The 20,484-nt window shown below is 63.3% G+C and carries 16 protein-coding genes; 7 read left to right on the top strand and 9 right to left on the bottom strand.

Annotated features, from left to right (window positions below):
- Nucleotides 1-3: 3 nt before the first annotated feature.
- Nucleotides 4-372 carry a CBS domain-containing protein gene (locus J2W49_RS13055; RefSeq protein WP_310316580.1) on the top strand — a complete coding sequence of 123 codons (369 nt, stop codon included), beginning with the start codon at nt 4-6 and terminating at the stop codon, nt 370-372.
- On the opposite strand, the gene J2W49_RS13050 is transcribed toward J2W49_RS13055, so the two are convergent.
- Entirely contained in the window at nt 308-2,581 is a 2,274-nt protein-coding gene (locus J2W49_RS13050) for a TPR end-of-group domain-containing protein (RefSeq protein ID WP_310316577.1), read from the bottom strand. The two genes, J2W49_RS13055 and J2W49_RS13050, sit on opposite strands and share 65 nt — an antisense overlap.
- A gap of 200 nt (nt 2,582-2,781) precedes the next feature.
- Here J2W49_RS13050 and J2W49_RS13045 point away from each other — a divergent pair, with 200 nt between their 5' ends.
- Entirely contained in the window at nt 2,782-4,296 is a 1,515-nt protein-coding gene (locus J2W49_RS13045) for an ATPase domain-containing protein (protein ID WP_310316574.1), read from the top strand.
- Entirely contained in the window at nt 4,293-5,840 is a 1,548-nt protein-coding gene (locus J2W49_RS13040) for an ATP-binding response regulator (protein ID WP_310316572.1), read from the top strand. The genes J2W49_RS13045 and J2W49_RS13040 overlap by 4 nt, the downstream gene beginning before the upstream one ends.
- Before the next feature lie 87 nt (nt 5,841-5,927).
- On the opposite strand, the gene J2W49_RS13035 is transcribed toward J2W49_RS13040, so the two are convergent.
- On the bottom strand, nt 5,928-6,311 hold the full coding sequence (locus tag J2W49_RS13035; protein ID WP_310316570.1) for a hypothetical protein: 384 nt from the start codon (nt 6,309-6,311) through the stop codon (nt 5,928-5,930).
- A 12-nt stretch (nt 6,312-6,323) separates the two neighbouring features.
- Nucleotides 6,324-6,581, bottom strand: a complete 258-nt coding sequence (locus J2W49_RS13030) for a hypothetical protein (RefSeq protein WP_310316567.1) — start codon at nt 6,579-6,581, stop codon at nt 6,324-6,326.
- A 270-nt stretch (nt 6,582-6,851) separates the two neighbouring features.
- Between J2W49_RS13030 and J2W49_RS13025 the strand changes: the two genes are divergently transcribed.
- Entirely contained in the window at nt 6,852-8,738 is a 1,887-nt protein-coding gene (locus J2W49_RS13025; RefSeq protein ID WP_310316564.1) for an ATP-binding protein, read from the top strand.
- A 30-nt stretch (nt 8,739-8,768) separates the two neighbouring features.
- On the opposite strand, the gene rpoN is transcribed toward J2W49_RS13025, so the two are convergent.
- Together rpoN and J2W49_RS13015 are read right to left on the bottom strand one after the other, a co-directional pair.
- A complete protein-coding gene (rpoN, locus tag J2W49_RS13020; protein WP_310316561.1) occupies nt 8,769-10,223 on the bottom strand; it encodes an RNA polymerase factor sigma-54 in 1,455 nt (484 codons plus the stop codon).
- Between the two features lie 313 nt (nt 10,224-10,536).
- On the bottom strand, nt 10,537-12,975 hold the full coding sequence (locus J2W49_RS13015) for a catalase (protein WP_310316558.1): 2,439 nt from the start codon (nt 12,973-12,975) through the stop codon (nt 10,537-10,539).
- A gap of 215 nt (nt 12,976-13,190) precedes the next feature.
- Here J2W49_RS13015 and J2W49_RS13010 point away from each other — a divergent pair, with 215 nt between their 5' ends.
- Nucleotides 13,191-13,790, top strand: coding sequence for a hemerythrin domain-containing protein (locus tag J2W49_RS13010; RefSeq protein WP_310316553.1), 600 nt, complete (start codon nt 13,191-13,193; stop codon nt 13,788-13,790).
- 34 nt (nt 13,791-13,824) lie between these two features.
- On the opposite strand, the gene J2W49_RS13005 is transcribed toward J2W49_RS13010, so the two are convergent.
- Nucleotides 13,825-14,757, bottom strand: a complete 933-nt coding sequence (locus J2W49_RS13005; RefSeq protein ID WP_310316548.1) for an SDR family oxidoreductase — start codon at nt 14,755-14,757, stop codon at nt 13,825-13,827.
- 228 nt (nt 14,758-14,985) lie between these two features.
- Between J2W49_RS13005 and J2W49_RS13000 the strand changes: the two genes are divergently transcribed.
- The gene (locus J2W49_RS13000; RefSeq protein ID WP_310316545.1) at nt 14,986-15,438 is read left to right on the top strand and encodes a VOC family protein; all 453 of its coding nucleotides are present in this window, start codon (nt 14,986-14,988) and stop codon (nt 15,436-15,438) included.
- Here the strand turns inward: J2W49_RS13000 and J2W49_RS12995 are convergent.
- The 3 genes from J2W49_RS12995 to J2W49_RS12985 all read right to left on the bottom strand — a co-directional run bounded on the left by J2W49_RS12995 (nt 15,390) and on the right by J2W49_RS12985 (nt 17,872).
- Nucleotides 15,390-16,802 (bottom strand): sensor histidine kinase, encoded by a 1,413-nt coding sequence (locus tag J2W49_RS12995; RefSeq protein ID WP_310316540.1) that lies wholly within the window; start codon nt 16,800-16,802, stop codon nt 15,390-15,392. The genes J2W49_RS13000 and J2W49_RS12995 overlap by 49 nt on opposite strands.
- A 100-nt stretch (nt 16,803-16,902) precedes the next feature.
- On the bottom strand, nt 16,903-17,418 hold the full coding sequence (locus J2W49_RS12990) for an MgtC/SapB family protein (RefSeq protein ID WP_310316538.1): 516 nt from the start codon (nt 17,416-17,418) through the stop codon (nt 16,903-16,905).
- 13 nt (nt 17,419-17,431) lie between these two features.
- Entirely contained in the window at nt 17,432-17,872 is a 441-nt protein-coding gene (locus J2W49_RS12985; protein ID WP_310316537.1) for a response regulator, read from the bottom strand.
- A gap of 520 nt (nt 17,873-18,392) precedes the next feature.
- Between J2W49_RS12985 and J2W49_RS12980 the strand changes: the two genes are divergently transcribed.
- Nucleotides 18,393-20,468 (top strand): ATP-binding protein, encoded by a 2,076-nt coding sequence (locus tag J2W49_RS12980; protein WP_310316534.1) that lies wholly within the window; start codon nt 18,393-18,395, stop codon nt 20,466-20,468.
- Nucleotides 20,469-20,484 lie beyond the last annotated feature (16 nt).

The following is a 20,484-nucleotide window of genomic DNA, read 5'->3' as shown; positions in this document are numbered from 1 at the left end:
AACATGTCCCGCGAGCTCATCACCGTGAACCACAGGACACCGCTGCAGGACGCCTACACGCTGTTTCGGAGGCATCACATCAAGGCGATGCCGGTGGTGGATGCAGCGGGACACATCGTCGGAATCGTCACGCCGGCCGACTTCATGCGCGCCAACGAGGCACAGGACAGCGGGCTTTCGAGGCGGGGCTGCGCCTGTTGCGCAACTGGGCGGACGCAGCGAAGCACTTTCAAGCCTGCACCCCTCAGGCCGCTAGTGCCAGAGCTCCGCGCCCGTCGACGCCAGGGCGCCCTGTCTCCATTGCGAACTACCGCAGCACCTGCAGAAACTCTGCGTCCTCCCAGTAACGCTCAAAGTCCTTGTCGGCCATGAACTGCGTGCGGGGCTTGCCGAGGCGGCGCGCTGCAGCGGCGCTTTGCAACAGGCGCGGCTTGTCACCGCCCAGCGCGTAGTGGCAGGCCAGGTTGTACATCAGCGTCCCATTGGTCTGCAGTTGCGGATCAAAATCGGCGCCTATCAGCTTGGCCATGACACCGTCGACCAGGTCGCGGTGTGGCGGCGAGTGGATGGCAAACGCCAGCGTCTGGCTGGCGATCACGCCTTGGTTGTAGGTCTGGCTGTTGTCGCCCGTGAGGTGGCCAATGTGCGGATGCACCTGCGCCAGGTAGTGCCGCACCAGCGCGGCAGACGACACAAAGTCGCTGGCGCGGTTGAACTGGTTGATCAGCTGTGCATAGGCAGCGGTGACGTGAGTCGCCAGTACCTTGGCGCGGGTGGCGTCCTGCGCCAAGGTCTGCGCCTTGTTCAGAAAATCGGGCAAACCGGCACCAGCATTGCTGCTGGCTTCGGTCACCGCCGTCTGCAGTTGTTGCAGCAGCGCGGTGGTACCGGGAGGTGATGCGGGTGGCAGGGACGTTTGGCGATCCGCGCGCTCCACAGGCTGCACCACGTAGGTCATGCGCGCCTGCAGCAGGGGCAGTTGTCTGCGGCCACTGCGCAGCAACACCTGCCCCTGATCCAGAGGCGCCTTCAGGTCGGGCACGCGCACGACCAGTTCCAGCGGATCGCGGGCAGCCGCTGAGTCAGCGCCGCTTCTGTCTTTGCGGTCGCGACTGGCAGGCGCCCGGGTGGCGTCAGCCAGTTTCATGGCATTCGAAGCGCCCCCGCCCAACAAACGACCCAGCACCTCCTGCGTTTCAGAACGCACCAGATCGATGCGCACCACCGTGTGTTCCTGCTCCTGCCACGGTTGCCCCCAGGCCACCGTGAGTGCCGAAGGCAATTGGTGCAACGCTGGCCACAGGGCGTCCACCGGTACCGGGGGCTGGACGCCTTCGACATGCCGGCCTGGGGGCGGGCTGCGCAGCCACACATGGGCAGCAGGCAATGTGGTTTCGCCCTGCCCGGTGCTGTCCGTTGGCGGTGCGGCAAACTCCACCGTGCCCGTCACCGCGGCCCCGCGCGTGACCGGCCCCTCAAACACCGGGCGCCACGCGGGCACCGTGCGCATGGCCGCGGGCACGTCTGCCACGCCACGAGGCCGCACCACATACAAGCCAATGTCTTTCTCATAGTGGCGCAGCAGTTCGGCCTCACCCTTGTGTTCCATGTAGCCACGCATGTGCACGCTGAACCAGGGACTGGCGCCGGGCAGTGTGGAGGCGGGTTCCCACCAGCGCATGTTGTGCATGAAGCGGTACTCGCCATCCTCCAGCGGCACAAAGGCCTTGAACTGCACCACCTCGCCCCCCACACGCAATCGCGTGTGCGCATCACCGAACCAGTAGCGTCCCGGCAGCGAACCGGGCATACCCATGGCCTTGAGCGCCGCGCCCACGGTGGCACCCACCAGTTGGCCATCCAGCCCCTCCTCCAGGTGGAACCTGCGCCGGTCAAAACCCACCACGTCCACGCGCGCCTGCGTGTCGCTGATGTTCGCAAAGCTCCCCGGGTCCACCTCCACCCATGCGCGGGCGGCGGGTGGCAGCCCCTCAAAGCAGGTGGTCTTCCAGCGCAAGCCTTTGGCTGAGTGTGTGCGGCGATGGCAGTAGATGTCCACCTTGTCGATGTGTCGCGAGAGGTCCATTTTGTGGGCCTGGCCGTTGCTCCAGAGATAGGCCCAGGCGGTGGTGTCGTCGGATTTTCCGAACTCCACCACATCGGCCTGTTCGAGTGCCGTCACCACCTCGGCGTGCGACAGGGCGCTCCCGTCCACCGGCGCGCCATACGACTTGCGCTGCGCGCTGCCAGTAAATACCCAGTCCACAAAGTGCTCCGCCGTGAACACCACGCCGGAGGTGAACAGCGAACCATGCACACGCAGCGTGTCCTGCAGCATGCCCTGGTCGCTGAACTTCCACAAATAGCCACCCGCAGCCGCCACCACCTGTCGCGTGCGCGGCACCACAAACATGCCGTCCACCTGCCCCTGCAGCACCTTGCGCACCTCCAGGGTGGCAGAACCGGCGGTGTTGTCAGACAGACGGGGAAACGCATCGGATGCAGGTGGGGCGCAAAGTGCAGACGGCATCACGATCAGCATGAACAAGCCACCAAACAGGCGTAACAAAGTTGTAGACATGGGGTGCGCAGGGACTGGGTCGGACCGGACGAGAGGCTGCCGTATTGTGACCATGGCGGGCGGCAGTGAAACAAAGCAGGCAAACCGCCTGCGCTGCACCCCTCATCCAATCTCGCTTCAAAGTGAGCGGGAACACGCATTGCCCCCAAAAGGGAGGAACCATGAAGCGGCCAAAGCAGGCAACAACATTCGCGCACGCCATGACGACTGATTCATCCACAGACCACCCAGCAAACCATCTGCTCAAAACCGGCGTGCCTGGCCTCGACGATGTGCTGGGTGGCGGTTTCGCGCCCGGCCGCCTTTATCTGGCGGAGGGCATTCCGGGCTCCGGAAAAACCACCATCGCCATGCAGTTCCTGATGGAAGGCGTGCGCTCGGGTGAGCGGGTGCTGTATGTCACCCTGTCTGAAACCGAGGAAGAACTCCAGGGCGTGGCCGTATCCCACGGCTGGAACCTCAAAGGGATCGAGATACGGGAACTGCTGCCATCGACGGACGTGCTTTCGCCGGACGAGCAATACACCATCTTTCATCCCTCCGAAGTGGAACTCGGGGAAACCACTTTGCGCATCCTCGCGGACGTCGATCGTGTCAACCCGACCAGGGTCGTGTTTGATTCATTGTCGGAACTGCGCCTGCTTGCCGGCAACTCACTGCGGTACCGGCGACAGATACTGGCGCTCAAGCAGTTCTTTGCGGGCCGCAATTGCGCCGTGCTGTTGCTGGACGACATGACCGCGAATGAACACGACCTGCAGGTGCAGAGCATCGCGCACGCGGTGATTCGACTTGAACAGAACCACCCGGGTTTTGGTGTGTCCAGACGAAGGCTCGTCGTCCTGAAGTACCGGGGGCAAGCCTTCCGTGGCGGCTACCATGACTACAAGATCGTGCGTGGCGGCTTTGTTGTCTTCCCCCGCCTGGTTGCGGCCGAGCACCGGGACACCCTCGTTCCGACGAACCTACCCAGCGGCATCGAGGCGCTGGACGCCATGATGGGTGGCGGCATGGACGGGGGAACCAGCACTCTGTTGCTGGGTGCGCCCGGTACCGGCAAGTCCAGCCTGGCCATGCAGTACGCGCTGGCTTGCGCGCGCCGGGGCGATTGCGCCGCACTGTTCATTTTTGACGAAAGTGTGGCCACCCTTCGCTCCCGTGCCGAGGGCATGGGCATGCCGATCTCGACATACATCGACTCAGGGCATATCCGTGTTCGACAGGTGGATCCCTCTGAACTGTCACCAGGCGAGCTGGTTCATGAGATCCGGCAGGCCGTCACCGAACATCAGGTGAAGGTGGTGGTGATCGACAGTTTGAACGGCTATCTGAACGCCATGCCGGATGAACGCTTCCTGATCGTCCAGTTGCACGAGCTTCTCACTTTTCTTGGCCAGTCAGGCGTGGCCACCATTCTGATTGGTGCACAACACGGCATCATGGGATTGCAGATGAGCGCAGCGGTGGATGCGAGCTACCTGGCAGACACCGTGGTGCTGCTGCGCCACTTTGAGAAGGGCGGCGAAGTGCTGCAGGCTATCTCGGTGATGAAAAAGCGCATCGGCCGGCATGAGCGCAGTATCCGAAGCTTCAGCATGAGTGCCCAGGGGATTGCCGTAGGCCCGCCATTGCGGGAGCTGCGCGGCGTGTTCACCGGCATACCGGTTGACATGGGTGGTCTGGACGGCGGATCAGAAACCAGCCTCGGCTCATGAGCATGGAACTGGCGGCCTCCAACGAACTGCGCGTGCTGTTGCAGCTGATCACGTCGAGAGACACGGACATCGCGATATCCATGCTTGCGCGATCGGGCATCGCTGCCGAGGCATGCGAGGACGCTGCGGCGCTCGCACGTGAGATGTCTGCCGGAACAGGCGCCGTGGTCATCGCAGAGGAGGTGCTCGATGACCAGGGGTACAGCCGCGTGCTGCACGCCTTGCGATCGCAGCCGCCCTGGTCCGATCTGCCCGTCATCGTTGCGGCCCGCTCGGGCGCCGAGGCGCTGGAAAGCAGCGAGGCCATCGAACAACTGGGCAATGTCACCGTGCTTGAGCGGCCGATGCGGGTTTCTTCACTGGCCAGCTCGGTGCAATCGGCCCTCAAGGCCAGAAAACGCCAGTACCAGTTGCGGGCCACGCTGGAAGGCCTGCGCGAGGCGGACCAACGCAAGACAGAATTCCTCGCCACCATGGCGCACGAACTGCGCAACCCGCTGGCACCGCTGCGCACAGCCCTGAACATCGTCTCGACCCAGCACCCCACGCCGGAAAAGAGGAAAGCGCTGCACGCCATGATGGACAGGCAGGTGACCCACATGGTCCATCTGATCGACGACCTGATGGAGGTCTCCCGCGTCACCCATGGCAAGATCGCGCTTCGCTCCAGCGTCATTGCATTGAACGACGTGGTTCGAGACGCCGTCGAGGTCACCAGGGCGCTGATCAACGCAGCCCACCAGACGCTGCAGTTGGAGCTTCCCCCAGACCCGTGTCATGTGCTTGGCGACGAAGTGAGGCTGGCTCAGGTGTTTTCCAACCTGCTCAACAACGCTTCCAAGTTCACACCCTCGAAGGGAACCATTCGCGTTTCATTGAGCCAGGACGAGGACACCGTGCGCGTGCAGGTCATCGATTCCGGCATTGGCATTCCGGACGACATGCTGGAGACCGTGTTTGGCATGTTCGTGCAAATCACGGGGACACAGCGTGCGGTGCATGCGGGCCTGGGCATCGGCCTCACACTGGTGCGCAATCTGGTCGAACTGCATGGCGGGCGTGTTTACGCGTCGAGCACTGGCACAAACGAGGGCACCACAATGACTGTCGAGCTTCCACGGGTCGTCGCACCGGAAAGCGAAAACACAGCCGCCTCCGCCGGCACCGAATGGAACACGGCCGAACGCCAGAAAGTGCTGGTGGTGGATGACAACCGTGATGCGGCGGATTCGCTGGCCCAGTTGCTGGAGCTGCTGGGCGCGAACACGTCGGTGGCGTACGGCGGCGAGGAAGCGCTGAATGCGATGATGTCCTCCCACCCCACAGTGGCTTTTGTGGACATCGGCATGCCTGGAATGAACGGCTACCAGGTGGCCACAAGGGTACGTTCGACCGACTCACTGGCTGGCACCGTTCTCATTGCGCTGACGGGATGGGGCCAGGCCAACGACAGGGAGCGGATCCTGAGTTCTGGCTTTGACCACCACCTCATCAAGCCCGCAGACATTCAAACACTGACCCAGCTGTTGAATTCATTCGCCTGAACTCGTGGCTGGCAACCGTTCAACAAGCGGGCTCGCATGGGGACGAGGAGCGACGTCGAACGCCCACGCGGGCTTGCAGTTGTGCCTTCAGCGCCGACCGCGCGGCAGGCGCTCTGACTCGGCTGGATGGCCCAAATGGCCGTCCTCTTTTTCCTGTGGCGGTCGCCCGCCCGCACCTGCCACGTCGCGCTGGCGTTTTTCGGCATCCAGACCCGGTGTGGCCCGCATATCGGTGTCAACCAGACCCCGCTCCAGGTCTTTGCCTGCCTGTTGAATGACCGGTCGAATCTCACCGCCGGTCATTTCAGCGTTCTCGTCGCGCTCGTGCGGCAGCTGCAAATGCTCTTCAGAGGCATCTGCGGGCACTGAGCCCGGTGCACGAGGCGTGCGACTCACTACGTTGGCCGGGGCGGGCTGCTTTTTCTTTATCGGCGTGGCTGCACGAGATTGGGCGGCGGTGCGTGTGGGCATGGGTGATGCTCTTCAGGTAGTGGGGGATGAAAGGGGAGATGGTGCAGGTGCATCCACCGCAGCGCCGGGATCCTCTTCACCGGCAACGGAATAGGTATCAACGTTTGCACTGGCGCCATCAGGCCCGTGTGCAGGTGAACTGCTCCGGACACCCACCCGGCCCGGCGGGGGCTGCCTCACATGGCGGGCCGCCAGGCTGGCCACGACAACCGACAAGATCCCCAGACCGCCAAACAGCGCCGCCCTGGTTTTGTGTTTTTCCTTGATCATGGTGTTCCTGTTGTGGATGGCCCGACGGTTCTATCCAGGCCGCGTATCGACCCAGGGGCAATTCACGATCCTGCGAGCCCTTTTGCTGCTGCGTCCTCTGCGCAGCAGAGGTCGCAACCCAGCGTTCCCGGCGTCTATCGGTCATCAGGCGTTTATTCAGTGAAGATATATTTATCCATTGCAAACGCCTACCATCGTGGCCACCATGCCGTTCTGGCAATTTGAAGGGGATCGTATGGTCGATTCAGGCGCAGCGCCTGCCGAAGACAAATGAGGGTCACTTCCTTGCGGGAGCAGCTCGTGCGCGCTGCGGTGCTGACGACGCTGGTGGTGGTCTTGTTGAATGCCGTGGCATTGCTCACCTACGAGTGGCTGGCGTACCGGAAGGCCTGGGTCGCCAACATCGAGACCACGGCCAAACTGATGGCCGACGCCTCGGTCTCGGCGCTCCAACTCAAAGACCACAAGTCGGCGCAGAAGACGCTGGGCATGTTGCATTCGAAGCCCCAGATCCAGGCCGCTTCGCTCTACGACCTCGCCGGGGTGCCATTCGCCTCTTTCTCCCGCACCAGCGTCCTGGTGGAAGATCAAGGCATCGGCAAGGACGCACTTTTTGAACCCACTTTCAGTGGCACCACACTCAAAATCTCGTACCCCATCGAACGCGACGGCGAGTTGTTTGGCACGCTCCACCTGACGGCCCAGCACGACATCTGGACCAAGCTCGCAGACTTCTCCGTCATCCTGCTGTTGTCCAATGGACTCAGCATTCTGGTCGCGGGGTTTCTCTTCGGTCGACTCCAGCGTCACGTCATGGCGCCCATGGAAACCATGACCCAGGTGGCCCAGGACGTCATTTCAAGCCACAACTGGTCACTGAGGGCGCCCCCCACGGCCTATCGCGATGTGGGCCAGCTGGTCGACGCATTCAACAGCCTGTTGTCCGAGTGTGAAAACCGCACGAACGACTTGCAACAGGAGGCCGAGTCCCGGCGCGAGATCGAGCAACAGCTTCGCCAGGCCGACCGGCAGAAGAACGAGTTCCTGGCCACGCTGGCGCACGAGCTGAGGAATCCGCTGGCGCCCATGACGAACGCGCTGGCCCTGCTCCAGATACCGAATGCGCCCGCCGGCACCCAAGACCGCGCGGTGCTGGTTCTGGAGCGCCAACTCAGGCACATGGTCCGCCTCATCGACGATTTGCTGGATGCCTCCCGCATTTCCACCGGCCAGCTCTCGCTCACGCCGCAGCCGCTCGATGTGGCTGCCCTCGTGCACGTGGCAGTGGAGGAAGCAGAAATGCTTGCCGAACAAAAGGGCATCTCGTTGCGCCTGCACCCCACCACGGATGCCTTGCAGGTGGAGGGCGACCCGATTCGCCTGGCGCAGGTGTTCACCAATCTGCTCAACAACGCCTGTCGCTACACCCCGACCGGCGGCAAGGTGGACGTCCATATGGTGAGCGAGCATGGGTCCGTGTTTGTGTTCGTGCAGGACACGGGTGTGGGTGTCGATCCCACCATGCAAGAACGCATATTTGATCTGTTCGAACAGGCCGACAAATCACTGGAGCGTGGCAACGTGGGCCTGGGCGTCGGTCTTTCGCTTTCGCGGCAGATTGTGGAACTGCACAAAGGGCAGCTCACGATGACGAGTGAGGGACAGGGCCGCGGGTCCTGCTTTGTCGTCCAGTTGCCGAGGCTTCAAACCCTTCGCGAGCCCACCGTGATCAACGCAGACGCCAGAGCGGTCCACCTTCGTCGGCTGCAGATTCTGATTGCCGATGACAACGTGGACCTGGCAGAAAGTTTTGCAGAACTCCTGCGCGCCAGCGGCCACCAGGTGGAAGTGGCTCACGATGGCGAAGCCGCGCTGCACATGGCCCGAACCCGCGTGCCCGACATCGCGCTGCTCGACATCGGCATGCCCAAACGGGATGGCTATGAGGTCGCGCGGCAGTTGCGGCGCTCAGAGGACACACGTGAAATCCTCCTGGTGGCCATCTCTGGATGGGGCCTGGAGACCGACAAGGCCATCGCCGAGCAGGCAGGCTTTGATCATTATCTGGTCAAGCCGGTCGAACCTGCGGAACTCGTCAATATCCTGGTCGAAGCCTTTGTTGAGTTCGCTTCCTCGCGACCAGGCGAACTGCTTTGAACGTGCGGGACCCCTGGACCCGGCGCGCGATCAGGCATCGTGCCGGCGCCGGCGACCCACGGCCTCGATGCGCAGCATCTGCCGGTATTTGGTGACGGTGCGCCGCGCCACCACCAGGCCCTGCTGGCTCAACTGCCGGGTGATCTCCGCATCCGACAGTGGCTCGCCGCCCGACTCTGCCTCGATCATGTCCTGAATGAGCCCCCTGATCGCGGTGCCGGAGCATGCCCGTCCGTTTGCGCTGACCATCGCGCGCGAGAAGAAGTGCTTGAGTTCGAAGACCCCCCGGGGCGTCGACATGTACTTGTTGTTCGTGACCCGTGAGACGGTGGACTCGTGCGCGCCCACCTCTTCTGCGATCTCGCGCAGACCCAGGGGCTTCATGGCCATGGGCCCGAATTCCAGAAAGTGTCGCTGTCGCTTGATGATGGCCTGTGCGACGTCAAGAATGGTGGAGAAGCGCTGCTCCACATTGCGCAGCGTCCAGCGGGCCTCCTGCAGGTGGGCGCCCATCTCCGCATTCTCGGCCGAGCGGTGCCGCTGGAACAGGTCGGCATAGACCTGGTTCAAGCGCACCCGCGGCACGATGGCTGGGTTCAACTGCGCCTGCCACTCGCCACGGATCTTCTTCACGATCACATCGGGCACCACGTAGGCCACATGAGACGACCCCCAGCGCCAGCCCGGCCGGGGGTCCAACCGGCGGATGCGGTCGCACACGCCTTCAATGACCGCGGGCGGCTTGTCGAGCAGACGAGACAGGCCCGCCACGTCACGCGCGGCCAGCGCCGGCAGGTGATCGGCCACAATGGTCTGGGCGAGGGCCCGCATCTCCACGCATTCGATTTCGTGGAGCTGCAGTTCCAGGCACTCGGCGACACTGCGTGCACCCACGCCAGCCGGCTCGAGCGACTGCACCATCTTCAGCGCAATCTGCAATTCGACCAGTTCCACGGGCGGGTCCATGGCCACATGCTCGATCAGCTCGTGCAAAGGGGTGCGCAGATAGCCGTCGTCTTCCAGGGATTCCACAATCACATGCGCCAGCGTCAGATCGCGTTCGCCCAGCTGCATGGTGTTGAGCTGGCTGTGCAGGTGCATGCTGAGCGAGCGCTCGGCCATCATCATGTCCAGCGCTGAGGTTTCTCCGTCCGATTCCCTGCGGTTGCCCATAGCGGCATCGGCCAGCCAGAGATCGCGATCGGACTCCTCACCGCCATCGGCCGATTCATTCGGTGCCGTGGTGGTGCGCTCCTCGAAAGTGTCGCCCTCTTTCTGTGCCCCGGTTTCCAGTTCAGAACGCTCCGCGTCGTCCGCATCGTCGATGTCGTCGTCAGGTTCCAGGAACGGATTTTTCCCCAAGGTGTCGCGGACCATGAGCCCGAAATCGAGAGAAGACATCTGAAGCAGGCGAACCGCATGCTGCAGCCGGGGGGAAAGGGTCTGGGTCTGGCGCTGATCGGCGCGAACGTCCATCTGGATCACGGAATACCTCCTCTGGTAAGTGGTCTGCTTTTTCGCCCACGAAAACCGGGCCTCCGTTGACCACGCAACCACCGTGCCTCAAGCGCCCATGCGACACAATTTCAAACAATGTGAGGGGCACAAGGGCGCCACCCTTCGCGCCTGCCGTATCGCTCCCGTGCTCTCTTTTTTGCATGCCGTTGCATGCCGGACCATTTCTCACATTTGCGCCAAACATTGCGGTAAAAGTTGCCGTAAACGGGCAGCATCAGGCAAGGCCACGGACGATGGCGCACCGTTGGCTCACGCACATAAGACATGCGTGCACCAGAGCTCATACCTTGGGTGGGTCGCTTTCTCTTTCAAAGTGGCGGTGCCGTGCCAGGGCCTCAACGAATTCAGGCATGGGCAAGGCATCGGCGCCCGCGGCCAGGAAAAGCCCCGGATCTTCTTCACCATTGGGCAGGGTCGTCATGATGCCCAGGTCGGCCATCTGCACGGGCGCCCAGTCCACCAGCAAGATCGGCTTGCAATGCCGGTACTGGTCTCGCAGGAACTCGGCGAACTGACCCATGCCTCCGCTGGATGAGACCTGGGGGTGCGGGGCAAGCACCACGGTGGCATCCCACAGCACGGAAGGCATGGCCTCCAGCGTGGTCTCCACTTCCACCTGTTGGCCATCGGTGCTGGTCACCTTGCCGAGCCGGGCACCGACCCAGCGAGGAATGATCCCGGCATCATTGAAGGCCTGTTTGACAGACAGCAGGGCCTTGAGGTCCAGTCCATCAGCGATCAGCACAGCGACCCGTCGGCCGGCAGCGCCCATTTCGCCGGGCCGGGCAAACAGCGAAAGCGCGGGCGATGCATCCACCTCGCTCTTCACTTCCCGTGCCAGCGCCCGGGGTTGTGGTGCAGGCATGTCACTGAACCCCAGACCCGTGGCCACGGCTTGTGCCAACTCAGCATCCACATTCGCCAGTACCGACACCATGCGGCGCCTCACGGCCCCCACCGTCACCCGGGAGAGCTCGAACCGGAAGGCCGCGATGATGTGGTTCTTCTCGATCAGGCTCTGACTGCGCCAGAACAACTGGGCCTGGGAGTAATGATCGGCGAATTTCTCGGGCTTGCCGCGCACCTTGTCTTCGAACACGGGCTGAGGGAACGACACAAACCCTGCCGGGCCGGCCTGGAACGGGCAGCCGCCGGCCAGGGAGTTCGGCTCATAAGCCGCCCGACCCCGATGAATCGCCTTCCTGTGCATCCCATCGCGCTGGTTGTTGTGCACCTCTGTCAATGACGCGTTGATAGGGATCTCGTGGAAGTTGGCACCACCCAGGCGGGAGATCTGCGTGTCGATGTAGCTGTGGATGCGCCCCTGCAGCAAAGGGTCGTTGGTGAACTCAATGCCAGGCACCACGTGGGCGGTGCAAAAGGCCACCTGCTCGGTCTCCGCAAAGAAGTTGTCGGGGTTGCGGTTCAGCACCATCCTGCCGACCACCCGCAAGGGCACAAGCTCCTCCGGCACGATCTTGGTGGCATCGAGCACATCGAACGAGAACTGGTCGGCCTCTTCTTCCGTGAACACCTGGATCGCCAGCTCGTATTCCGGAAACAGGCCGGACTCGATCGACTCCCAGAGGTCGCGGCGATGGAAGTCGGGGTCGGCGCCTGCGATCTTCGCCGCTTCGTCCCACACCAGCGAATGGGTACCCGCCGCAGGCAGCCAGTGGAACTTCACAAAGACGGATTCGTTTCGCGCATTGACAAACCGGAAGGTGTGCACACCGAAACCCTGCATGGTGCGATAGCTGCGCGGGATGCCGCGATCGCTCATGACCCACAGGGTGTGGTGGATGGATTCGGGCATCAGGGAAATGAAATCCCAGAACGTATCGTGTGCGCTGCTGGCCTGGGGCATGCCATGATGCGGTTCGGGCTTCACGGCGTGCACCAGGTCCGGGAACTTCATCGCGTCCTGAATGAAGAACACCGGAATGTTGTTGCCCACCAGGTCCCAGTTGCCATCGTCGGTATAGAACTTCGTGGCAAAGCCGCGCGTGTCGCGCACCGTGTCGGCCGATCCACGCTCACCGGCCACGGTGGAAAAGCGCACGAACACCGGGGTTCGCTTGCCAGGTTCGGCGAACAGCTCGGCCCTGGTGATGTCAGCCAGGGACTCGATGCATTCAAAATAACCGTGTGCTGCCGAGCCGCGCGCATGCACCACCCGCTCCGGAATGCGCTCATGGTCAAAATGGGTGAGCTTCTCCCGCAGGATGAAGTCTTCCATCAGGGTGGCGCCTCGCAGGCCCGCTTTCAGGGAGTTCTGGTTGTCGGCCACCAGCACGCCCTGGTTGGTCGTCAGCGTCTGACCACTGGCGTCCACCCGCACGGCGTCGAGCGATGGGCTGTTGGCGTTTCTGCCCAGCATCGGCTGTGATTCGCCCACCTTCAATGAAGAAATGGTTTCGCTCAGGGTGCTGGCGCCCGCTGTGTCGTCTGTCAGCTCGACATGTGCACCCGCCTGCGGCGCATGGCCATTGGCCAGGCCGTGTTCGCCCGCCTTGTTCTCATTGAAAGGCATGGCGCCGGCTGTTCGTTCAAGCGCGTGCCTCTGCTCTGCCATCTCCTGAACGGAAAGGTCCACGCCAGCGACGTCGGGCAGTTGGCTCGGCCCTGAAACGGTGCTGGCAAAGGCGCCCGAAGAAGGCAGCACGGCGGGGCCGGATGTGGCCCCTCGTTTGGTGGGAGCTGGGGATTTTCTGGCCATGTCTTTGTCAGGAAGGTGGGGTTGAGGGTGTTGATGTGACAGCGAACACCCCCAGAGGGCAAAGTCGGTGCCCGGGGGGCGGCATCAACCCAGGCTGCGGCTGTGGGTCTCAGCACCCGGGGCCACTGCGTTCGGGTGGCCGGCATCTCGTGCGAGGGACAAGGCATGTGGGTTGCCGCAAGCATGGAGCCCCCTTAGTCATCGGAAGGTCTGACATGTCAGAGCGTCACTCGCGACCCGCTTTTCCCGCAGCGATCCGCATGATCCGCATGGACCATGCGCGCGTACTGGCTTGCTACCAGAAGGTGAAGCCTGGCATGTCCCCCTCGGAGCTGGGCGCCATTTGCCGCAAAATTTGCCGCATGCTGGATATTCACAACCAGCTGGAAGAAGAACTGTTCTACCCGGCGCTGCGCGAATGCGGCATGCCCCTGCCTGTGCTGGAGCGAAGCCGTAAAGACCACGCAGACATGCGCCAGCAAATGGAGCAGGTGCGCTCGCTTGCCGGAACGGCCCAGACACAGGAACAGGTCGATGCGCTCACAGCACTGATCGCCGCCGTACGCCAGCACGTTTCAGAAGAGGAGGCCCAGGTGCTGCCGGCCGCGCAGCGGCTCATGGGACCACAACGCCTGAATGCGCTGGGCGCTCAGATGACGCGCCGGCGTTTTGAACTGACCAGCCCGTACGCGGCCAGCGTGGCCACCGCGATTCGGTCCGCCCCGCTGAAGACGGCCCTGTTCACCGCGGGCACGCTGCTGGCAGGTGGGGTCGTCGTTCAGCACTTCTGGCCTGGCCGCTTCACCAGGCATTGAGCGCCGGTGAAGCGCACAGGATCGGCGCGGTCACTCAGATGGCATCGACACTGCCGGTGATGGGCAGCACGATGCCGGTGATGTAGCCCGAACAGGACGGCGCAGCCAGAAACACATAGGCAGGGGACAGCTCTTCGGGCTGTGCCGCCCGCTTCATGTCCGAATTGCGTCCGAACTCGACCACCTTGTCGGCCGAGAGGTCCGCAGGATTCAGCGGCGTCCACACCGGCCCGGGGGCAATGGCGTTGACCCGGATGCCGCGCTCGATCAGGTTGCTGGCCAGCGACTTGGTGAACGCATGGATGGCACCCTTGGTCGCCGCATAGTCCAGCAGATGGGCACTGCCCCTGAGGCCTACCACCGAACCGGTATTGATGATGGAAGACCCGCGTTTCAGGTGGGGCAAGGCCGCGCGTGTGAGTCGGAAGTAGCCGCCCAGGTTGGTGTCCCAGGTCTCGCGCAGGCGGTCGTCGTCGATGTCCTCGATGGATTCGGCGTGCTTCTGAAAGGCGGCGTTGTTGACCAGGATGTCCAGACCACCCAGGGTCTGCACGGTGCGAGCGACCGCGTCTTCACACCAGGCCGGGTCGCGCACATCGCCTTGCAGCAAGATGCAGCGCTGCCCTTCGGCCTCCACATGTCGACGGGTTTCTTCCGCATCCTCGGTGGACGAATGAAATGCCACGGCCACGTCGGCACCTTCACGCGCAAACAGGACCGCCACCGCGCGCCCAATGCCTGAATCGCCACCGGTGATCAATGCCACGCGTCCCAGCAGCTTCTGACTTCCTTTGTAGTCGGGCGCCATGAAACGTGGCCTGAGTTCCAAGTCTGCTTCGCCCTCATTCTCATCAAGGTGCTGTGCGGGCATCTCGGCCGGGTTGTTGCGGGGGCCGGCTTGCACGGCCTCGTCGTTTTTTTCTTCCTTGGCTTGCGCAGCGTCAGCGGTCTGGGCGGTGTCTGGCATGTCGGGCTCCTTTCAATTGAATACGAGACGGGGATGGATGGAACCAGACATGGCAGAACACGTGCCAGGCTTGTGAGGCCCTTTTGCTCCCGGGGGATGGAAAAGATTGCGGCAAATCTGCTCCGACCTTTTTGTCAGGGAAACGCATGGGGTGGTTCTGCTGGTGCGCAGGAGCGGCATTTGCCCCAGCCCGCCCGCACTTCATCTGATCCCCTGGAGGTTCACGACATGTTCACTTACGTCTGCCTGGGCACCAACGACATTGCGAAAGCTGCCGACTTCTACGACGCTGTGATGGGCGCTTTGGGTTTGTCCCGGTGCCTGGTGGAAGGCGATGCCAACTTCAATGGCTGGTTGGGATGGGGGCCCGACAAGACGGGCGGTGAAGCGTCATGGAGTCTGAGGATCTGCGCGCCCTTTGACCGCCAGCCGGCCGCGCCCGGCAACGGGGTCATGGTTGCGCTTCGCGCACAAAGCTGGCTGCAGGTGCAGGTGTTCTATGCGGCCGCGTTGGCCCACGGCGGCACTTCAGAAGGCGAGCCGGGCTTGAGGCCGCAGTACGGAGAACACTTTTACGCCGCCTATGTGCGCGATCCTGACGGCAACAAGCTCGCCGCCGTGTGCCGCGAGGCTCAACCGTCCGAAGCACCTGTGGAAGGGGATTCCCAGCCCGTCGGGTGATCCCGAACCGGGCCCGCTCCTGGTGCTTTCCGGTTGTGGGCATCGGCTTCGTCGGCAGGCAATTCGGATGGGTACCGGCTGGGAAACAGGATTCGGAAACAGGTGCCGTCTCGCCCCGTCTCCACCTGTATGGTGGCGTCCAGCAATTCGCACAGGCGTTTGACGATGGCCAGGCCGATGCCTTCGCCGTGGTGGAAAGGGGCGTCCCCACCTTGTTCCTGCGATACCACCGCATCGGTCGGTTCGATGCCGTCTGGCTGCGCGTGCACCACCTGACCCATCTGAGCGCCTCGGGCCACGTCACGCGCATTCTCGGTCGCGGTTTCCAGTGCATCCCGCACATCCGAACCTGCGATCGGGCCGAGCCCGGGGCCTGTGTCCTTCACCTGAAGCACCCAGCGCGCCGGATCTTTCGGACCCGACGCTTCCCAGGACACTTCCACGCTCCCGGTGGCGGTGTAGTGGATCGCATTGAGCACCAGGTTTTGAGCGATTCTCTGAAGCTTGACCGAATCGCTTTGCACCAGAAGGTCGTTCTCACCCGTCAACGCCAGCGTCAATCCTTGGGCAGCGGCGGCGACCCGCAGGTTCTCTGCCAGTTCCGTGAGGAGCGCCGCCACATCGACCGTCCCCAGGCGCCGGACTTCCCGGCCGCCCTGTAGCCTCGCGAGGCTGGTGATGTCATCCAGCAAGTTGTGCAGGGAACGCATGTTGCGCCCGAGCATGCGCAGAAAGTTGTCACGTGCGGATTCATCGAGGTTGGGGTAGCCCAGACCCACGGCAGCGTTCGTCACCACGCCAATGTTGCCGCGCAAATCGTGTGCGGCCTGCTGCCAGAGCGCTGCCCGCTGTCGCTCCAGCTCGCTCAACTTGCGCATGGCCTGTTCCAGCTCACTCACATAGCTGGCCGATTCCATCTGCTGCAGTTTGAAGTACTGCGTCGTGCTGGCGCTCACGGCAATGCTGAAAATGCTGGCCCATACCGACCGAGCGCGGGCAAGCACTTCGGGGGGGTGCGCGATGGGCAGGTGCGCACAACGGTCGATTTCCGTGACCACACATTCGTTCAGATGGCCCAGCTCACGCGTGACTTCGGCCAGACCGAAACCTTGCTGCCATCGGTGCAGCCCGTGCGCCGCAGCATCCCCCCGGTGAGAGGCATCGGACGCCGGTTCGCGCAGTTGCATCTCGAAGCCTTCGAGCAAGGCGGGAATGTGGTCGACCATCTGGGCGCGGCCCAGGGAAGCGCCGGTGGTCAGCGAATGGTCGGCTTCCACCGCGAAGCGCCAGGCGGCCACGATCTGGTCGCGTCTTGAAGCCAGGTAGTCGGCCAACGCCTGAAGACCGTGATCGTGCGATGGCATCAAGGATCCTTTGCTGCCCCTGACTTCCCAGGGGGATGTTGATCGGGTGGGTGGGGGAAACAATTATTTGCATGAACCCGCCGCCCCCGCAACAGCCGGATCACGCTGAGGATGGGGGCCGATCACGCGACCGCTCCCGATTGGCCTTGCGCACCTCCAGGCGGCGCAACCACACCAGCACCACGAGTATGAATGCCGTGGCCAGCACAGCGGTGCCCTCGCGACCCAGGCCCGCCGACATGCCCACGGCGGCCGTGGCCCAGACGGTGGCCGCCGTGGTGAGCCCATGGATGCGCCCTTCGTTGCCCATTTTCAGGACCGCGCCGGCGCCGAGGAATCCAATGCCGGAAACAATGCCTTGAATCACCCGACTCAGCTCGTCAGAGCCCATGCCGGATTCGGCGGGGACCATCACGAACAGCGCTGCGCCCAGCGAGACCAGCATGTGGGTGCGCAGACCGGCGTCCGCATCACGGCGCTCCCGGTCCCATCCGATCACCGCTCCCAGCAGCAAGGCCACAACCATGCGTGCGGTCACCCGCGTGACCTGCTCGACCTGCAGCAGGTCAGAGAACTCGGCACGCAAGGTGACGGCAACCAGTTCGAGCGCAGACATGGCAATTCCCTGCCTAGCGGGTCGAACGGCACTGGATGTGCCGCCAGGCGGCAATCCGGCAAAGCAGTTGCGACGGGGCCATGGGCTTGGTGAATTGATCGTCGAAATCGGAACCGCGCGCGCACACCCCGTCGACGGCCTCGCCGAAGCCGGTCAAGGCGACGATCAGGTTGGAGGCGCCCCAGGGCGCCTGGCGGATGCGCTGAGCCACCTTCTTGCCGTCCAACCCCGGCATGCCGATATCGAGGATGGTCACATCCGGACGAAGGAGGTCGGTGAGCTGCAGTGCCTCATCTGCGTTGCGTGCAACGGCAACGGTATGCCCTTCAAGGCTCATGACCATGGCCAGAATCTCCGCCGCATCCGCTTCCTGGTCGGAAATCAACACCCGCAGGGCGTGGCTTCTGGACGGTGGGGAATCACGACATTCAGACACATGGGGCATGGTGTTCATCGGAAGGCGCTTGAAGAGGGGGCAGAAAGGGAGTGCAAACCCTCGGCAATTGGCAATCCCGGTGCCTGCTTCAAGCAATCAGCGTCCATGCGGGTATGCCAATTGCCCGCTCCTGCGGTAACAGTTAACAGGTCGAGCGGCCTGGCCATGAACGATGAAGCACCTGCTTCCGGATGGTGGTCTGGAAGTTGTTGATGGAGATGCCGTGTTTTGGACCACACCCAGTGCGAGGACGCGGCAAATTGTGTTCCGATCTGAGATGGGTCCATCGGTGTCAAGCTTGCAGAAGCTTCTGGAAACCGGTGGCGCAGCCCATGAAGGCACAAGGAGCTCAGAAGCCATGAAGCGCTGGCCGCACAGTTTTCGGGGGCCCAATTCCATCCGATCGCGGCTGATCCTGTTGGTGCTATCGATCCTTGTTCCGGCGCTGCTGACAGGGTGGTGGGTGATGGGCCAGACCCATCGTCTTGCGAGTGAAGCCAATCGGGCCTTGCTGGAGGACACCTCCAGAGCGCTTTCCATGGTTCTGAATCTGGAGCTGGCACAGCGGGCCGGTGTGGTGCGCGGCCTTGCCCTTTCCCGCATGCTGGAGTCCGCGCCCGACGTTCCCCCGAGCACCTTGCGCGAATTCGACGACCAGGCGCGCCGCACACTCACGGGCCTGGAGGGCTGGCTGGAAGTGCGCAGCGCCGACCGCTTGCTGATCGACACCCGACAGCCTGCCGGTCAGTTGCCCTCTCTCAGGTCTTCCACACCGGGAACCTTGCTGGCTGCGCCGCAGACGTTGCCGTTGCAGCACAACGAAGAACTGGGCATCTATCACGCTTCGCTGGTGCAACCGGTCATGCGCGATGGTGAGCCCGTCCTCAATCTCACGCTGACCGTGCTGCCCAACGAGTTCCAACGCATCATCGACCAGCAGAAGATCAACCCACAGTGGGTTGCGGCCATCATCGACAGCGAAGGCCGCGTGGTGGCAAGACATCCAGGGGGCGCCGCTCACACCGGTCGCCTGGCAACCGAGGATCTGCGCCAGCGCTTGTCCACCTCGCGCGAAGGGCTCATGCACAGCCACTCGCTCGACGGGATTGCAACCACGCTTTATTTCCGGACGACGGCGCAAGGCTGGACCTACCTCACCGGCATGCCTCGCTCGCAGTTCGAGGGCGTGGTGCCAGCCGATGCGCGCAACCTGGCGCTCGGCACCCTGTTGCTCTCGACCTTGGCTGTGCTGGCTGCCCTCGGCGTTTCGCGCAGCATCGTCCGACCCATTCACATCATGAAGCAGCTGGCGCTGGACATGAAGGGCGGGCAGAGGGTGCTGCCAAAGGAGACCGGCATCACGGAATGCAACGAAGTGGCCCAGGTCATGGCGAGCGCGAGCCAGGCGATTCAGAACGCGCAGAGCGAAATGGAGCAAAAGGTCGAGCAGGCCATCGCGATGACCCGCCACGCGGAGCAGCGCATGTCGCACAGCCACCGACTGGAGGCGCTGGGTCGCCTCACGGGCGGTGTGGCGCACGACTTCAACAACCTGCTGGGCGTGATCAGCAACAGCGGTCACCTGATGCTGCGCAAGACCGACAACCCAGAGCTGACTGCCGCTCTGGAGGCCACGCTGCGCGCCGTTGACTCGGGCAGCCGGCTGACCCAGCACCTGCTGCGTTTTGCCGGCCGCCAGTCTGTGCGCCCCAGCGTCATCCCGCTGCGCGCTTTCATGACGGACACCGCCGAGCTGATCCGGGCGGTCATGGGCCACCGCATCGAGCTCACTGTGCAGGTCGATCCATTGGCTCCGGCACTCTTTGCCGACCCCAACGAGCTCGAACTCGCCTTGATCAACCTGGCGCTCAACGCCCGCGACGCCATCTCCGAGCATGGCCGCGTCGAGCTTCGTGCCGGCCCCGCCGAGCCGGAGGATGTGGTGGGGCTCCCTCACGAGGCCTACGTCGTGATCGCGGTCACCGATGACGGATGTGGCATCAGCGAGTCCATCGTCAAACGGGTGTTTGAGCCGTTCTTTTCCACCAAGGACGCGCAACAGGCATCCGGGTTGGGCCTGAGCCAGGTCTACGGCTTCTGCCAGCAATCGGGGGGCACTGTGCGGCTCGACAGCACGCAAGGTCTGGGGACCACCGTGAGCATGGTGTTGCCGTCGCTCAAGGCGGCCGCCTCAGGCATTGCAGACGCTGTCGCTGTCGATGCGCCCGAGATCCAGGGCATGCGGGTGCTGCTGGTCGAAGACAACAAGGAGTTGCGAGGTGTGACCACTGCGCTTCTGGAGTCGCTGGGGTGCGTGGTGGTGTGTGCCGCATCGGCGGCGGACGCGTTGCGCATCCTGCAGCCGCCCAGGAACATCGACGCCATGATCTCCGATGTGCTCATGCCGGGCTCCATGAACGGTGTGATGCTGGCGCAACGCGTACGCCAGATGCTGCCTGGGCTGCCCATTGTGCTGATCAGTGGACACCGCGGCGAAGTCGATGACATCGCCGATTTTCCGTTCGTGCACAAGCCCTACACGCCCGAGGCGCTGGTGGCAGCGCTCCAGGAAGCCCTGGGATCCCACCCACAGCAGCAGGCCCACCCCGCCTGAAGGAACGGGCCGGGCA

Origin of the sequence: Hydrogenophaga palleronii (assembly GCF_031457455.1) — a bacterium.
Classification (GTDB): Bacteria; Pseudomonadota; Gammaproteobacteria; order Burkholderiales; family Burkholderiaceae_C; genus Hydrogenophaga; species Hydrogenophaga palleronii_A.
This window is presented reverse-complemented; position numbering and strand designations above follow the sequence as displayed.

Coding starts and splice junctions, on each gene's coding strand:
- J2W49_RS13055 (WP_310316580.1), top strand. CDS start 4: ATGTCCCGCGAGCTCATCACCGTGAACCACAGGACACCGCTGCAGGAC.
- J2W49_RS13050 (WP_310316577.1), bottom strand. CDS start 2,581: ATGTCTACAACTTTGTTACGCCTGTTTGGTGGCTTGTTCATGCTGATC.
- J2W49_RS13045 (WP_310316574.1), top strand. CDS start 2,782: ATGACGACTGATTCATCCACAGACCACCCAGCAAACCATCTGCTCAAA.
- J2W49_RS13040 (WP_310316572.1), top strand. CDS start 4,293: ATGAGCATGGAACTGGCGGCCTCCAACGAACTGCGCGTGCTGTTGCAG.
- J2W49_RS13035 (WP_310316570.1), bottom strand. CDS start 6,311: ATGCCCACACGCACCGCCGCCCAATCTCGTGCAGCCACGCCGATAAAG.
- J2W49_RS13030 (WP_310316567.1), bottom strand. CDS start 6,581: ATGATCAAGGAAAAACACAAAACCAGGGCGGCGCTGTTTGGCGGTCTG.
- J2W49_RS13025 (WP_310316564.1), top strand. CDS start 6,852: ATGAGGGTCACTTCCTTGCGGGAGCAGCTCGTGCGCGCTGCGGTGCTG.
- J2W49_RS13015 (WP_310316558.1), bottom strand. CDS start 12,975: ATGGCCAGAAAATCCCCAGCTCCCACCAAACGAGGGGCCACATCCGGC.
- J2W49_RS13010 (WP_310316553.1), top strand. CDS start 13,191: ATGTCAGAGCGTCACTCGCGACCCGCTTTTCCCGCAGCGATCCGCATG.
- J2W49_RS13005 (WP_310316548.1), bottom strand. CDS start 14,757: ATGCCAGACACCGCCCAGACCGCTGACGCTGCGCAAGCCAAGGAAGAA.
- J2W49_RS13000 (WP_310316545.1), top strand. CDS start 14,986: ATGTTCACTTACGTCTGCCTGGGCACCAACGACATTGCGAAAGCTGCC.
- J2W49_RS12995 (WP_310316540.1), bottom strand. CDS start 16,802: ATGCCATCGCACGATCACGGTCTTCAGGCGTTGGCCGACTACCTGGCT.
- J2W49_RS12990 (WP_310316538.1), bottom strand. CDS start 17,418: ATGTCTGCGCTCGAACTGGTTGCCGTCACCTTGCGTGCCGAGTTCTCT.
- J2W49_RS12985 (WP_310316537.1), bottom strand. CDS start 17,872: ATGAACACCATGCCCCATGTGTCTGAATGTCGTGATTCCCCACCGTCC.
- J2W49_RS12980 (WP_310316534.1), top strand. CDS start 18,393: ATGGTTCTGAATCTGGAGCTGGCACAGCGGGCCGGTGTGGTGCGCGGC.